Genomic DNA, 12979 nt, shown 5'->3' on the forward strand with positions numbered 1-12979 from the left:
GCTTTTGAATGGAATGACCGATCATGGATCTCGGACTGAAAGATGGCACCGCCTTCATCACGGGCGGCGCGGGCACGCTGGGCTTGGCCATGGCCCGGCGCTTCGTGCAGGAAGGCTGCAACGTCGTCGTGTGCGACACCAACCAGGAGGCGATTGACGCCGCCTGCGAAGAGCTGACCGCCCTGGGCGGCCAGGCGCTGGGCGTGCGCGCCGACGTGACCAGCAAGGACGAGGTGGGCCTCGCCGTGCAGAAGGCCACCGACCGCTGGCAGAAGGTGGACGTGCTGGTCAACAACGCGGGCTTCGCGCGCGACAGCTACCTCACCCGCATGCGCGAGGAAGACTGGCACGCGGTGCTCGACGTGACCCTGCTCGGCGCCTTCCATTGCTCGCGCGCCGTGCTGCCGCTGATGATGGCGCAGCGCTACGGCCGCATCGTCAACATCGCCTCGCGCGCGCACCTGGGCAACCCGGGGCAGACCAACTACTCGGCGGCCAAGGCCGGCCTGATCGGGTTCACGCGCTCGCTGGCACTGGAGTCGGGCAAGTTCGGCATCACCGCCAACGCCGTCGCACCGGGCGTGATCTCCACACCGCGCATGCAGCAGCGGCCCGACTACGCCGAACTCACCGAACGCGCGAAGTCCAACACGCCCGTGGCCCGCCTGGGCGACCCGGCCGACGTGGCCGCCACCGTGGCCTTCCTGGCCTCGCGGCTGGCCGGCTTCACCACCGGCGAGACCGTGCACGTCACCGGAGGGCGCTACGCATGAACCCGCCCTTCGACCTGGACGAACACCTGGGCCGGCGCCTGTACTTCGACGACCTGCAGACCGGCCAGGCCTGGGAGAGCCCGCGCCGCACCATGACCGAGGCCGACGTGGTGCAGTTCGCGGGCCTCTCGGGCGACTACAACGCGCTGCACACCGACGCCGTGTTCGCCGCCGAACACCCCTTCGGCCAGCGCGCCGCGCACGGCCTGCTGACCCTGGCCATCGCCTCGGGCCTGACCACCCGCATGCCGGTGTACCGGCTGATGGACGGCGCCCGCCTGGCGCTGACCGAACTGCGCTGCCAGTGGCGCCAGCCCGTCTTCATGGGCGACACCCTGCACGTGGAGCTGCGCATCGGCGAGAAGACGCTCTCGAAAAAACGCCCGGGCACCGGCCGCGTGGCAATGCACCGCACCGTGAAGAACCAGCGCGGCGAGGTGGTGGTGGAAAGCGAATGGACCACACTGATGAAGTGCAGAACGGAGGCCGCATGAGCAGCGCCGTCCGCTTCGACGACCTCGCGGGCCTGACGCAGCCGCGCTCCGTGATGGTCGTGGGTGCCTCCACCAGCCCCGGCACGCTGGGCCACACCACCGTGCTCAACCTGCTGGAGCACTCGGATTTCAGCGGCGAGGTGCACCTCGTCAACCCCAAGGGCGGCGAGCTGATGGGCCGGCCGCTGCACCGCAGCGTCGCCGATGTGCCGGCCCAGGGCATCGACGTTGCCCTGCTGCTGGTGCCCGCCGAATCGGCCATCGCCACGCTGAACGCCTGCGCGGCCCAGGGCGTGCGCTACGCCATCGTGTTCACCGGCGGCTTTGCCGAGCTGGGCGAAGCGGGCCGCTCGGTCGAGGCCGAGATGCGGGCGCTGGCCGAGCGCACCGGCATGCGCATCTACGGCCCCAACTGCGCGGGCATGACGCTGCTGGCCCCGCGCCTGGGCCTGACCTTCTCGACCGAATTCCGCAACGACGGCCGCAGCGGCGCGCTCTCGCGCATCGGCCTGGTGACACAGGGCGGTGGCCTGGGCCGTTCGCTGATGCAGGGCGACGAGCGTGGCGTGCGCTTCTCGCGCTGGTTCTCCACCGGCAACGAGGTCGATCTGGACAGCGCCGACTTCATCCACTGGCTGGCGAACGATCCCGGCACCGACCTGATCTGCACCGTGATGGAAGGCATCAAGGACGGCGCACGCTTCGTGGCCGCAGCCCGGGCCGCGCAACGCGCCGGCAAACCCCTGATCGCGCTGAAGATCGGCCGCTCCGATTTCGGCAAGAAGGCCGCCCAGTCGCACACCGCCTCGCTGGCGGGCGAGGACGTGGTCAACGACGCGGTGTTCTCGCAGTACGGCGTGATCCGCGTCGAGGACCTGGACGAGCTGCTCGACGTGGCCAGCCTGATCTCGCGCGTGGGCGTGCGCAGCCTGCAGCGGGTCTGCGTGTACTCGTCGTCGGGCGGCGCTGGCGTGCTGTCGGCCGACAAGGTGGGCGAAGCGGGCCTGGCCATGGCCACGCTGAGCGAGGCCACCGTGGCCGAGATGGCGAAGCACGCGCCCTCCTACGCCGCACTGACCAACCCGGTGGACCTGACCACCAAGGCGCTGGTGGACCCCGAGCTGGCGCGGCGCTGCCTCACGCCCTTGTTCGCCGACCCCGGCGTGGACGTGGTGCTGTACCCCATCACCTCCAACTACGCGGCCAGCACCGAAGGCCTGGTGCGCAACATGCTGGAAGTGGCGCGCACCGGCACCAAGGCCTTCGTGCCGGTCTGGATGAGCAGCCGGCGCGGCCCGGCGCACGAGCTGCTGGTGCGCGAAGGCTTCGCGCCGATCTACAGCCTGCGCAACGCCACGCTGGCCTTGCAGCGCTGCAGCGGGTACGCACAGCAACTCGGCGCCGCCGACGAGCCCGAGGCCGTGGTGGTCGGCGGGCCCTCCCCGACCGTGCCGCTGCCCTGCAACGAGACGCAGGCCAAGGCGCTGCTCGCGCAGCACGGCGTGCGTTCACCGCAGGAAGCGCAGGCCGCCAGCGCCGAAGAAGCCGCCGCGCAGGCGCGCCGCATCGGGTTTCCGGTGGCGCTCAAGCTGGTGGCCGACGGTGTGCTGCACAAGAGCGAGATCGGCGGCGTGGCCCTGCACCTGGGCGACGCGCAACAGGTGCGCGAGGCCTTCGAGCGCATCCTGGCCAACGCGCGCCGGCACCTGGTGCCGCCGCAGGCCATCCGCGGCGTGCTGGTCTCGGAGATGGTGACCCACGGCGTGGAGATGCTGGTCGGCATCCACCGCGATGCGGTCTTCGGCCCGGTGCTCAGCGTGGGTGCCGGTGGCGTGTGGGTGGAGGTCGAGGCCGATGTGGCCCGCTGCCACCTGCCGGCGGGCCGCGCCGTGCTCGAACGCGCGCTCGACAAGACGCGCATCGCCAGGCGGCTCGCCAGCCACCGCGGCCTGCCCGCGCGCGACCGCGCCGCGCTGCTGGACGCCATGCAGCGCATGGCCGCCCTGTTCCTGGGCCTGGGCGAGCGCGTGCGGTCCCTGGAAGTGAATCCGCTGGTCGTGCTCGACGACGGCCAGGGCGTGGTCGCCCTGGATGCCGTGATCGAGTGACGCACCGGCCCACCTGATACCTCAAGCAAAGGAAACATCACCATGTTCAACAGCCAGATCGGCGGGGGCGACGCCCATTCCATCCTGGTGCGGGGCCATGACCTGGTCAACGACCTGTTCAACCGCGATTTCATCGACGTGCTGGCGCTGGAACTGCTCGGCGAGTTCCCCAGCCCGCCGCTCAAGCGCATGCTCAACCTGTTCCTGGTCAGCGCCACCGACCACGGCCTCACGCCCAGCGCGCTGTCATCGCGCCTCACGCTGCACGGCGCCCCCGAGGCCATGCAGGGCGCGCTGGCCGCGGGCCTGCTCGGTGCGGGCAGCCGCTTCCTCGGCGTCATCGAGTACAGCGCGCGCTTCCTGCGCGACGCGCTGCCCCCGAAGGACAGCTACACCGACGAAGAGCTGCGCGCGTGCGCCGAGGAATGCGTGCGGGCCAACAAGGCCGCCAAGCGCAAGATCCCCGGTGTCGGCCACCCCATCCACGTCGACGGCGACCCGCGCTGCGAGCGCATGTTCGAGATCGCCCGCGAGTGCGGCTACTACGGCGTCTACTCGCGCTTCGCGGTGGAACTGGCGGCGGCGGCGGCCCGCCTGTCAGGCCGCAAGATCCCGCTCAACGCCACCGGTGCCAAGGGAGCCATCGTGCTCGACATGGGCCTGACGCCCGAACTGGGCAAGGCGCTCACCATGATCGGGCGCACCGTCGGCCTGATGGCCCACATCATCGAAGAGCAGAAGAACCCCATCGCGCAACAGGTGTGGGACATGGCCGCGGGCCACGCCGCGCACAGCTGAGCGGGGTTCGGCCCTCAGGCGGTGGCCACGGGCAGGCCTGCTGCGCGGCGGCGGCGCTGCTGCCAGATCGAGGCCGCAAAGACCACCAGCCCCCCCACCGCCAGCAGCGCGCCGACCCAGCCGGTCGATGTCCAGCCCAGGCCGCCCGCGATCGCCAGACCGCCCAGCCAGGCGCCCAGGGCGTTGGCCAGGTTGAAGGCGGAGTGGTTGAGCGCCGCGGCCAGTGCCTGCGCTTCACCCGCCACATCCATCAGACGGATCTGCAGCGCCGGCGCCAGGGCCACCACGGTGCCCACCAGCAGCACGTTGAGCGACACGGCGGCCGCGTAAGGCGCGGTCACCAGCATGAGCAGGAGCACCAGCGCCGACCACACCAGCGTGCCACCGATGGTGGGCAGCAAGGCCTTGTCGGCCAGGCGCGCGCCCACGAGGTTGCCGGCGATCATGCCGACGCCGAACAGCGCCAGCACCAGCGGGATGGCACCGAGCGAGAGGCCGGTCACTTCGATCAGGGTCGGCTTGATGTAGCTGAACACCGCGAACATGCCGCCGAAACCGATGGCGCCGATGCCCAGCGTGAGCCAGACCTGGGGGTTGGTCAGCGCCGAGAGCTCGCGCAAGGGGCTGGCGCCTTCGGGCGCCGGCAGGTTCGGCAACGCGCGGTGGACCATCACACTCGCCAGCAAGGCGATCACGCCCACCAGCACAAAGGCACTGCGCCAGCCCCAGTGCTGCCCCAGCCAGGCCGCCACCGGCACGCCGATGAGCGTGGCGCCGGTCAGTCCCAGCATCATCAGGCCCACGGCCTGGGCCCGGCGCCCCGGTGGCACCAGCGAAGCGGCCACCAGCGAGGCCACGCCGAAATAGGTGCCGTGCGGCATGCCGGCCAGGAAGCGCAGCAGGTTCAGGCTCCAGTAACCCGGAGCCGCCGCACTGGCCAGGTTGCCGAGGGCGAACAGCACCATGAGCAGGACGAGCAGCAGGCGCCGCGGCCAACGGGCGGTGAGGATGGCCAGCAGGGGCGCCCCGACCACCACGCCCAGGGCGTAGGCGCTGATCACATGACCGGCCTGCGGGATGCTGACCTGCAGCGTCGTCGCCACCTCGGGCAGCAAGCCCATGATGACGAACTCGCCCGTGCCGATGGCAAACCCGCCGAGCCCGAGGGCCCAGACAGTGGAGCGAAAGGCAGGATGGGTGGCGGTGTCGCCCGTGGGGGCCAGGGAGGGTGCGGCGGACATCCGGCGATCATGCTGCAACGCAGCATTCCCCGCCGGCCAGGGGTTTTATGCCACCACGTGCCGCATGCGGTCGAGGTCGCGCCGGTACCGGGTGGCGAGGCTGATTTTCTGCTTGTCGTTCAGGATCTTGCCGGAGAGCTGGAAGAACTTGCGTTCCTCTTCCCGCAGGTGGTGGTGCACCTCGTGCGACAGCTTCCTGGCCAGCGCCGGCCAGGCCTGCGGCTTGTCGCGCGCCGCTTCCAGGGCCTCCACGCATTCATCGATCTCATGGTGCTCGTGCAAGGCGTGGCGCGACGAATCCAGCCCCATGTCATCGAACAGGATCTGGGCGTACAGGTAGCGCTCTTCGGCGGCGGCGTGGGCGGCCAGTTCGATGCGCAGTGCCTTGAAGATCTCCTGGGCTCGGGGATCCTCGGGTTTGGTGCGCAGGAGCCGCCGGCACAGCGTGCGCTGGGTCTCGTGGCTTTCGCGGAGGGCTTCGTAGATGTTGTCCATGGGGATCTCCTGAATGAACGCCAGTCTAGAAAAGCAGGCCATGCGGGGGTGTCAGCAGACGTCCCCCATGCCTGTAGGACAGCGCGCCACGTCCTGCGTCAGACGAAAAAAAGCCACCGCAAGCGGTGGCTTTTTTGGGATCACAGACCGATCAGCGAATCACGGCCAGCGTGGTGCGGTTGCCGCCCTTGTAGGTCATGAGCGTCAGGGCACCGTTCTTGATGTCGCCCTTTTCGTCGAAGGCGATGTTGCCGGTCACGCCCTTGTAGTTCGTGGCCTTGAGCGCGGGCAGGTAGACCTTGGGGTCGGCCGAGCCGGCGGTGACCATGGCGTTGACCAGCACCTTCGTGGCGTCGTACACGTACGGGGCATAGACCTGCACGTCGGCGTTGAACTTGGCCTTGAAGTCGGTGCGGAACTTGTCCATGCCAGCCTTCTGTTCGCCTTCCACGCCACCGGCTTCGGCGCAGAAGACCTGGTCGTCGGCCAGGCCGTCGGCAGCCAGCTTCGGCAGCTCGGTCGAGCAGATGCCGTCGCCGCCCATGAACTTGGCGTTGATGCCGAGCTGCTTCATCTGCTTGAGCATCGGGCCGGCCACGGCGTCCATGCCGCCGAAGAACACCACGTCGGGCTTCTTGGCCTTCAGGGTGGTCAGGATGGCGTTGAAGTCGGTTGCCTTGTCGTTGGTGAACTCACGGCCCACCACCTTGCCGCCCGCAGCAGCCACACCTTTTTCAAACTCGTCGGCCACACCCTGGCCGTATGCGGTGCGGTCGTCGATCACGGCCACGCTCTTGGCCTTGAGCGTTTCCACGGCGTACTTGCCCAGCGTGCCACCCAGGTGCACGTCGTCGGCCACCACGCGGAACGCGCCGGCGTAACCCTGGCGGGTGTACTTGGGGTTGGTGGCGGAGGGGGAGATCTGGGGAATGCCTGCGTCGTTGTAGATCTGCGAGGCGGGGATGGTCGTGCCGGAGTTCAGGTGGCCGATCACGCCGGCGACCTTGGCATCCACCAGCTTGGTGGCGGCGGCGGTGCCTTGCTTCGGATCGGCGGCATCGTCTTCCGCCAGCAGCTCGAACTTGACCGCGTTGCCACCGATGGTCAGGCCAGCGGCGTTGAGCTCTTCGATCGCCATGCGGGCGCCGTTTTCATTGTCTTTGCCGAGGTGGGCGATGGCGCCGCTCGTGGGACCAACGTGACCGATCTTGATGACCTGAGCGGCCGGAGCGGGAGCCGCAGCAGGAGCGGCCGCGGGCGCAGCCTCTTCTTTTTTGCCGCAAGCGGCAAGAGCGACAGCCGCGGCGATGACGGCCAGTTTGGTGTTCAGTTGCATGGTTTTCCTCGGAAAAGGATGGAAGTTGGAATGCGGAGGGAACTTTATTTCTCCACGCCCATAAAGATACTCCAAAAAACCCCCAGATTTCGCATCGCGCAGCACCTGTGGTATTGAACGAGGGTTTTCCCAAAGGCACATCACACCATTGAATGCACCATAAGACCGGCGCATGCAGCCGGCCGGGCAGGCACGGGCCCGCGCTCAGTCCTGCGGGGCGAGCTGCAGATCGTGCCGCTGGGGCTCGATGCCTTGCGCCTTGTAGCGCTTCCAGCGTTCGCGCGCGTGCCCGCGGTCGTTTTCATCGCCGGTCACCACCTCGATGACGCGCGCGAAGCGCTCGTAACCTGCGGGCATGTCCAGGCAGAGGTTCACCAGCACCGTGGCCTCGCCGGACGCGGGCACCTCGCTGGCGATGTGGATGGGTGAGCGGGCCTGCACCCTGGCAGCGTCCGCCGGTCCGCTGTGGGGGATGAACTCGCCATTGCCCATCGTCCAGAGCGCGGCATCCAGCGCAGCCCGGTCCCGCTCCTCCACGCACACGGCCACGCGCGCGCCGCGCAGGTAGGCCTTTCTCAACAGGCGGCAGGCGTAGCCCAGCTTGTCGGGTGCATTGAAATGGAAGGCCACCTCGGTCATGGTGTGTGTGCCGGGCTCAGGCCTTGCGGGCCTTGGCGGTCTTCTTCGGCGCGGCGGCAGCCTGGTCGATCAGGTATTGCAGCAGCAGGGGAACCGGCCGGCCGGTGGAGCCCTTGGCCGCCCCGCTCTTCCAAGCGGTGCCGGCGATGTCCAGGTGCGCCCAGGGCAGCTCGGCCGTGAACTTCTGGAGGAACTTGGCGGCGGTGATGGCGCCACCCGCACGCCCGGCCACGTTGCCCATGTCGGCGAAGTTCGATTTGAGGCCTTCAGCGTACTCATCGTCCAGCGGCAGGCGCCAGCACAGGTCCTGCGCGGTGTCGCCGGCCTTCTGCAAGGCCTGGGCGAGGTCATCGCGGGTCGAGAACAGCCCCGAGCGCACGCCCCCGAGCGCGATCACGCAGGCACCGGTGAGGGTGGCGATGTCGATCACGCTGTGCGGCTTGAAGCGCGCGGCGTAGGTCAGTGCGTCGCACAGGATCAGGCGACCTTCGGCGTCGGTGTTGAGAATCTCGATGGTCTGCCCGCTCATGCTGGTGACCACGTCGCCTGGTTTCACCGCCATGCCGTCGGGCATGTTCTCGCAACTGGGGATGAGGCCCACCACATTGATGGCGGGCTTGAGCTCGGCCAGGGCGGCGAAGGTGCCCAGCACGCTGGCCGCGCCCCCCATGTCGAACTTCATTTCGTCCATCTCCGCTGCCGGCTTGATGGAAATGCCCCCGGTGTCGAAGGTGATGCCCTTGCCCACCAGCACCACGGGGGCGCTGGTCTTGGCCGCACCGCTGTAGTGCAGCACGATGAAGCGCAGAGGCTCGGCCGAGCCCTTGGCCACGGCCAGGAAAGAGCCCATGCCCAGGGCTTCGACCTGTTTCGGGCCGAGCACGTCCACCTTCAGGCCGGGCTTGCGGCCCAGCTTGCGCGCCGCCTCGGCCAGCATGCTGGGCGTGGCGTGGTTGGCCGGCCGGTTGGCCCATTCCTTGGCGAACTCCACGCCCGTCACCAGCGCACGGCCGGTGTCGAAGCCGCTGCGCACGGCCGCCGCGTTGTCCACGCCCACCACCACCTGCTGCAGCGTCCGGGCCTTGGCCGTGGGCTTGGTGGTGGTGTAGGTGTAGGTCGCGTCGGCACAGGTCTGGACGGCGGCGCGCACGGCCTCGTCGTCCGCCTTGAAGAGGCTGAGCACCAGGCCCAGCTTCTGGATGCCGGGCTGCTTGAGCGAGCCCATGCCCGCCCCCACGGCCTTGCGCACCGAGGCGGCCGAACCGTCGCCCACCCGCACCAGCACGACGCGCGGGGCCTTGATGCCCGCGGGGCGGTAGCAGGCCAGCTGCTTGGCCACCCCGGCTTCCAGGTCGCCCAGTTTCGTCGCGCTGGCCACCAGTTCCTGCAACACGCCGCCGGCCGACTTCACGGGGGCGGTATCGGGCACCAGCACCAGCAATGCGTCGGCCGTCAGTTGGGCGGCCTGGGTGGGCGAGAGGGATTTGAGTTCAAAGTCCATAATCGTGTTTTCCTGTTCTCGATCGATGTTATTCCATTCTTCCATCCGCAAAGAGCTGGCACGCAGCTTCGGGGCCACCCTGGTGGTGCTGTTCACCATCGTGCTGACGATGCTGCTGATCCGCACGCTGGGCCTGGCCTCCAGAGGCAGCGTCGATCCGCAGGAGATCGCGCTGGTGCTGGGCTACACGGTCATTGGCCGCATGCCCACCATCCTCACGCTGGCGCTCTTCATCGCCATCGTCTTCACGCTCTCGCGCATGTACCGCGACAGTGAAATGATCATCTGGTTCTCCAGCGGCCGCTCGCTCGGGGGCTTTCTGCGCCCCGTGATGCGTTTCTCGTGGCCGATCCTGGTGGTCATCACCGTGATGGTGTTCTTCGTCTGGCCCTGGGCCAACGCGCAGACCGACCAGTTGCGCGACCGCTTCGAGCGCCGGGGCGATCTGGAGCGCGTGGCGCCCGGGCAGTTCCAGGAATCGTCGAGCGGGCGGCGCGTGTTCTTCATCGACAAGGACACGGCCGACGGCACCGAGGGCCGCAACATCTTCATCTCCAGCACCGAAAACGACGGCCGGGAGACCGTGACGTCGGCGCGCTCGGGCCGCATCGAGTGGCTCAATGAGCAGCAGTTCCTGATGCTCAACAACGGCCAGCGCCTGGAAACCCCGGCCGACCAGAGCAACCTGAAGGTGAGCGAGTTCGAGGAGTACGGAACCCAGATCGGGGTGTCCGCCATCAGCCAGCGCGGCGAAGCCCTCAAGGCCCGCACCAGCTGGGACCTGATCCGCGACCCCACCCGGGCCAACCTTGGCGAGCTGGGCTGGCGCATCGGCATGGCGCTGACCGCCCTGAACTTCGTGCTCATCGCCGTGGCCACGACCACGGGCAACCCGCGCGCGGGGCGGGGCGGCAACCTGTTCTTCACCCTGTTCGCGTTCGTGTTCTATTACAACCTGCTCAACCTGGGCCAGAGCTGGGTGGCCAGCGGGCTGTTCAGTCTCGGGGGCTACATGGTCGGCCTGCACGGCGGTGTTTTCGTCGTCACGGTGCTGTGGTTCTTCAAGCGCCACCACAACCTGAGCCTGCGCGGCTTGCTGAGCGCCCGGCGCGCGCAGCGCAGCGCCACCGCAGGAGCGGGCGCATGAGAACCATCCGCCGCCTCATCTATGGCGAGGTTTTTGCGGCCGTGGCCTTCGTGCTGGTGGCGTTCCTCTCGCTGTTCTTCTTCTTCGACTTCGTGGACGAGCTGCCCGCCCTGGGCAAGCCCTCGGCGCTCGATCCTTCGCTGGTCTACGAAGTGCCTCATGCCCTGCTCTATGTGGCGTTGCTCATGCCGAACCGGGTCTACGAGCTGCTGCCCATCGCCGTGCTGATCGGCTCCGTCTTCGTGCTCGCGCGATTGGCACAGGGATCGGAATACACCATCCTGCGCACCAGCGGCCTGGGCCCCTGGCGGGCCTTGCGCATGCTGCTGGGCCTGGGCGCGGTGTTCGTGGTGCTCACCTTCGCCATCGGTGACTACCTGGCCCCCTTCTCCGACAAGAACGCCCAGCTGCTCAAGGCGCGCTACCAGGGCAACATCAGCCTGGGCCAGACCGGCGCCTGGCTGAAGGAAAAGCAGCCCTACAGCAACTTCTCGGTCAACGTGGGCACCATGTCGCCCCAGGGCGAGCTGGGCAATGTGCGCCTCTTCGAGTTCAACAACCAGGGTTTCCTGGTCTCCACGCTCCATGCCCAGACCGGGCAGATCGAGGCGGACGATTCCTGGACCCTGCGGCAGGTACAGCGCCGCGAATTCGACACCGCGGGCCAGGGGTCCGGGCGCGTGCAGCGCGAAACGCTCGATACCCTGCGCTGGCCCAGCGGCATCAACGCCGAGATGGTGTCGGTGGCCCTGCTCAAGCCCGAGCGCATGCGCACGGCCGATCTGTTCGGCTACATCCGCCACCTGGAGGCCAATGGCCAGACCGCGCAACGCTACGAGATCGAGTTCTGGCGCAAGGTGTTCTACCCGCTGAGCTGCCTGGTGATGGTGGTGCTCGCGCTGCCCTTCGCCTACCTGCACTTCCGCTCGGGCAGCATCACCGGCTATGTGTTCGGCGGCGTGATGATCGGCATCAGCTTCTTCCTGCTGAACAACGTGTTCGGCTACATCGGCAACCTCAATCAGTGGCAGCCCTGGCTGGCCGCGGCCTCACCGGCCTTGATCTACTCCGTGTTCTCGCTCGGCGCCTTCGGGTGGCTGGTGCTTCGGAGGTAGTGGCCATGCTCGGTGTGATCGTTTTCGCCCACGGGTCGCGCGACCCCCTGTGGCGCCAGCCGGTCGAGTCGGTGGCCCAGCAGATCGCGCGCCGCGATGCGTCGGCCCTGGTGTCCTGCGCCTACCTGGAGCTCAGCGAGCCGGACATCGCCACCGCGGCGCGCCAGCTGGTGGCCCGGGGCGCGACGCGGGTGCGCGTGCTGCCCCTCTTCTTCGGCATGGGCAAACACGCCCGTGAAGACCTGCCGGTGCTGATGGCCCAGCTGGCCGCCACCCACCCCGCCGTGACCTTCGAACAACTTCCTGCGGCCGGCGAAGACCCCCGCCTGACCGCCCTGCTCGCGCAAATCGCGCTGGAGACCACCGCATGAACCTGCACCAGTTCCGTTTCGTGCAGGAGGCGGTGCGCCGCAACCTGAACCTCACCGAGGCCGCCAAGGCCCTGCACACCTCCCAACCCGGGGTCTCGAAGGCCATCATCGAACTCGAAGACGAGCTCGGCATCGAAATCTTCGCGCGCCACGGCAAGCGCATCAAGCGCGTGACCGAGCCGGGGCAGCAGGTGCTCAAGAGCATCGACATCATCCTGCGCGAGGTCAACAACCTCAAGCGCATCGGCGAGCAGTACTCGGCCCAGGACAGCGGCACGCTGTCCATCGCCACCACCCACACCCAGGCGCGCTACGTGCTGCCCGGGCCGGTGGCCGCACTGCGCCAGGCCTACCCCAAGGTCGGCATCAGCCTGCACCAGGGCTCGCCCGACCAGGTCGCCAAGATGCTGATGGAGGAAGTGGCCGAGATCGGCATGGCCACCGAGTCGCTGGTGAACTACCCCGAACTGGTCACGCTGCCCTGCTACGAATGGCAGCACGTGCTGGTGCTGCCGTTCGACCATCCCTTGCTGGAGCGCGAGCGCATCACGCTCGACGACCTGGCCCAGGTGCCGCTGGTGACCTACCACCCCAGCTTCACCGGCCGCACCCGGATCGACCAGGCCTTCGCCCTGCGCCACCTGCAGCCCAACATCGTGCTCGAAGCGATCGACTCGGACGTGATCAAGACCTATGTGAAGCTGGGCATGGGCGTGGGCATCGTGGCCGAGATGGCCATGCAGGGCGAGAACCAGACGCCCGACCTCGTCGCCCGCCCTGCCGCGCAGCTGTTCGGCCACAACCTGGCGCGCGTGGCCTTCAAGCGCGGCACCTACCTGCGCCACTTCGTGCTGCGCTTTGCCGAACTGCTGAGCGACCGCCTTTCGCGCGACCTCATCCTGCGCGCCATGAGCGGCACTCCGGACGACTACGAGCTGTGACCCCATGAGTTCCCTCCCTC

The 12979-nt window shown here is 68.3% G+C and carries 13 protein-coding genes; 8 read left to right on the top strand and 5 right to left on the bottom strand.

Going from position 1 to position 12979, the window contains the following annotated elements; all coding sequences use genetic code 11:
• The first annotated feature begins 23 nt into the window (after nt 1–23).
• Genes fabG through AC07ZS_RS04685 form a run of 4 tightly spaced genes read left to right on the top strand, consistent with a single transcriptional unit; the run spans nt 24 to nt 4173 of the window.
• On the top strand, nt 24–773 hold the full coding sequence (fabG, locus tag AC07ZS_RS04670; protein WP_494797462.1) for a 3-oxoacyl-ACP reductase FabG: 750 nt from the start codon (nt 24–26) through the stop codon (nt 771–773).
• Entirely contained in the window at nt 770–1267 is a 498-nt protein-coding gene (locus tag AC07ZS_RS04675) for a MaoC/PaaZ C-terminal domain-containing protein (protein WP_494797463.1), read from the top strand. The genes fabG and AC07ZS_RS04675 overlap by 4 nt, the downstream gene beginning before the upstream one ends.
• Nucleotides 1264–3375, top strand: coding sequence for an acetate--CoA ligase family protein (locus AC07ZS_RS04680; RefSeq protein ID WP_494797464.1), 2112 nt, complete (start codon nt 1264–1266; stop codon nt 3373–3375). The genes AC07ZS_RS04675 and AC07ZS_RS04680 overlap by 4 nt, the downstream gene beginning before the upstream one ends.
• A 42-nt stretch (nt 3376–3417) precedes the next feature.
• Nucleotides 3418–4173, top strand: coding sequence for a citryl-CoA lyase (locus tag AC07ZS_RS04685; protein WP_494797465.1), 756 nt, complete (start codon nt 3418–3420; stop codon nt 4171–4173).
• Nucleotides 4174–4187: 14 nt separating this feature from the next.
• On the opposite strand, the gene AC07ZS_RS04690 is transcribed toward AC07ZS_RS04685, so the two are convergent.
• The 5 genes from AC07ZS_RS04690 to AC07ZS_RS04710 all read right to left on the bottom strand — a co-directional run bounded on the left by AC07ZS_RS04690 (nt 4188) and on the right by AC07ZS_RS04710 (nt 9385).
• On the bottom strand, nt 4188–5414 hold the full coding sequence (locus AC07ZS_RS04690) for an MFS transporter (RefSeq protein ID WP_494797466.1): 1227 nt from the start codon (nt 5412–5414) through the stop codon (nt 4188–4190).
• A 45-nt stretch (nt 5415–5459) separates the two neighbouring features.
• On the bottom strand, nt 5460–5909 hold the full coding sequence (locus AC07ZS_RS04695; RefSeq protein WP_494797467.1) for a hemerythrin domain-containing protein: 450 nt from the start codon (nt 5907–5909) through the stop codon (nt 5460–5462).
• Nucleotides 5910–6060: 151 nt separating this feature from the next.
• On the bottom strand, nt 6061–7245 hold the full coding sequence (locus tag AC07ZS_RS04700; RefSeq protein ID WP_494797468.1) for a branched-chain amino acid ABC transporter substrate-binding protein: 1185 nt from the start codon (nt 7243–7245) through the stop codon (nt 6061–6063).
• Between the two features lie 204 nt (nt 7246–7449).
• Nucleotides 7450–7884, bottom strand: a complete 435-nt coding sequence (locus AC07ZS_RS04705; RefSeq protein WP_494797469.1) for a DNA polymerase III subunit chi — start codon at nt 7882–7884, stop codon at nt 7450–7452.
• 16 nt (nt 7885–7900) lie between these two features.
• Nucleotides 7901–9385 carry a leucyl aminopeptidase gene (locus AC07ZS_RS04710; protein WP_494797470.1) on the bottom strand — a complete coding sequence of 495 codons (1485 nt, stop codon included), beginning with the start codon at nt 9383–9385 and terminating at the stop codon, nt 7901–7903.
• Between the two features lie 25 nt (nt 9386–9410).
• Here AC07ZS_RS04710 and lptF point away from each other — a divergent pair, with 25 nt between their 5' ends.
• From lptF to AC07ZS_RS04730, 4 genes are read left to right on the top strand one after another with little or no spacing between them, the layout of a single operon-like run.
• Nucleotides 9411–10532: an LPS export ABC transporter permease LptF gene (lptF, locus tag AC07ZS_RS04715; protein ID WP_494797471.1), complete on the top strand. Its 1122-nt coding sequence runs from the start codon at nt 9411–9413 to the stop codon at nt 10530–10532.
• Complete coding sequence (gene lptG / locus AC07ZS_RS04720; protein ID WP_494797472.1) at nt 10529–11647, top strand: LPS export ABC transporter permease LptG; 1119 nt, start codon at nt 10529–10531, stop codon at nt 11645–11647. Before lptF ends, lptG begins: the two co-directional genes overlap by 4 nt.
• Before the next feature lie 5 nt (nt 11648–11652).
• The gene (locus AC07ZS_RS04725; protein ID WP_494797473.1) at nt 11653–12018 is read left to right on the top strand and encodes a sirohydrochlorin chelatase; all 366 of its coding nucleotides are present in this window, start codon (nt 11653–11655) and stop codon (nt 12016–12018) included.
• Nucleotides 12015–12959 (top strand): CysB family HTH-type transcriptional regulator, encoded by a 945-nt coding sequence (locus AC07ZS_RS04730; protein WP_204734862.1) that lies wholly within the window; start codon nt 12015–12017, stop codon nt 12957–12959. The genes AC07ZS_RS04725 and AC07ZS_RS04730 overlap by 4 nt, the downstream gene beginning before the upstream one ends.
• Nucleotides 12960–12979: the final 20 nt, after the last annotated feature.

Source organism: Hydrogenophaga sp. GW456-12-10-14-TSB4, assembly GCF_059424305.1.

Coding starts and splice junctions, on each gene's coding strand:
- fabG (WP_494797462.1), top strand. CDS start 24: ATGGATCTCGGACTGAAAGATGGCACCGCCTTCATCACGGGCGGCGCG.
- AC07ZS_RS04675 (WP_494797463.1), top strand. CDS start 770: ATGAACCCGCCCTTCGACCTGGACGAACACCTGGGCCGGCGCCTGTAC.
- AC07ZS_RS04680 (WP_494797464.1), top strand. CDS start 1,264: ATGAGCAGCGCCGTCCGCTTCGACGACCTCGCGGGCCTGACGCAGCCG.
- AC07ZS_RS04685 (WP_494797465.1), top strand. CDS start 3,418: ATGTTCAACAGCCAGATCGGCGGGGGCGACGCCCATTCCATCCTGGTG.
- AC07ZS_RS04690 (WP_494797466.1), bottom strand. CDS start 5,414: ATGTCCGCCGCACCCTCCCTGGCCCCCACGGGCGACACCGCCACCCAT.
- AC07ZS_RS04695 (WP_494797467.1), bottom strand. CDS start 5,909: ATGGACAACATCTACGAAGCCCTCCGCGAAAGCCACGAGACCCAGCGC.
- AC07ZS_RS04700 (WP_494797468.1), bottom strand. CDS start 7,245: ATGCAACTGAACACCAAACTGGCCGTCATCGCCGCGGCTGTCGCTCTT.
- AC07ZS_RS04705 (WP_494797469.1), bottom strand. CDS start 7,884: ATGACCGAGGTGGCCTTCCATTTCAATGCACCCGACAAGCTGGGCTAC.
- AC07ZS_RS04710 (WP_494797470.1), bottom strand. CDS start 9,385: ATGGACTTTGAACTCAAATCCCTCTCGCCCACCCAGGCCGCCCAACTG.
- lptF (WP_494797471.1), top strand. CDS start 9,411: ATGTTATTCCATTCTTCCATCCGCAAAGAGCTGGCACGCAGCTTCGGG.
- lptG (WP_494797472.1), top strand. CDS start 10,529: ATGAGAACCATCCGCCGCCTCATCTATGGCGAGGTTTTTGCGGCCGTG.
- AC07ZS_RS04725 (WP_494797473.1), top strand. CDS start 11,653: ATGCTCGGTGTGATCGTTTTCGCCCACGGGTCGCGCGACCCCCTGTGG.
- AC07ZS_RS04730 (WP_204734862.1), top strand. CDS start 12,015: ATGAACCTGCACCAGTTCCGTTTCGTGCAGGAGGCGGTGCGCCGCAAC.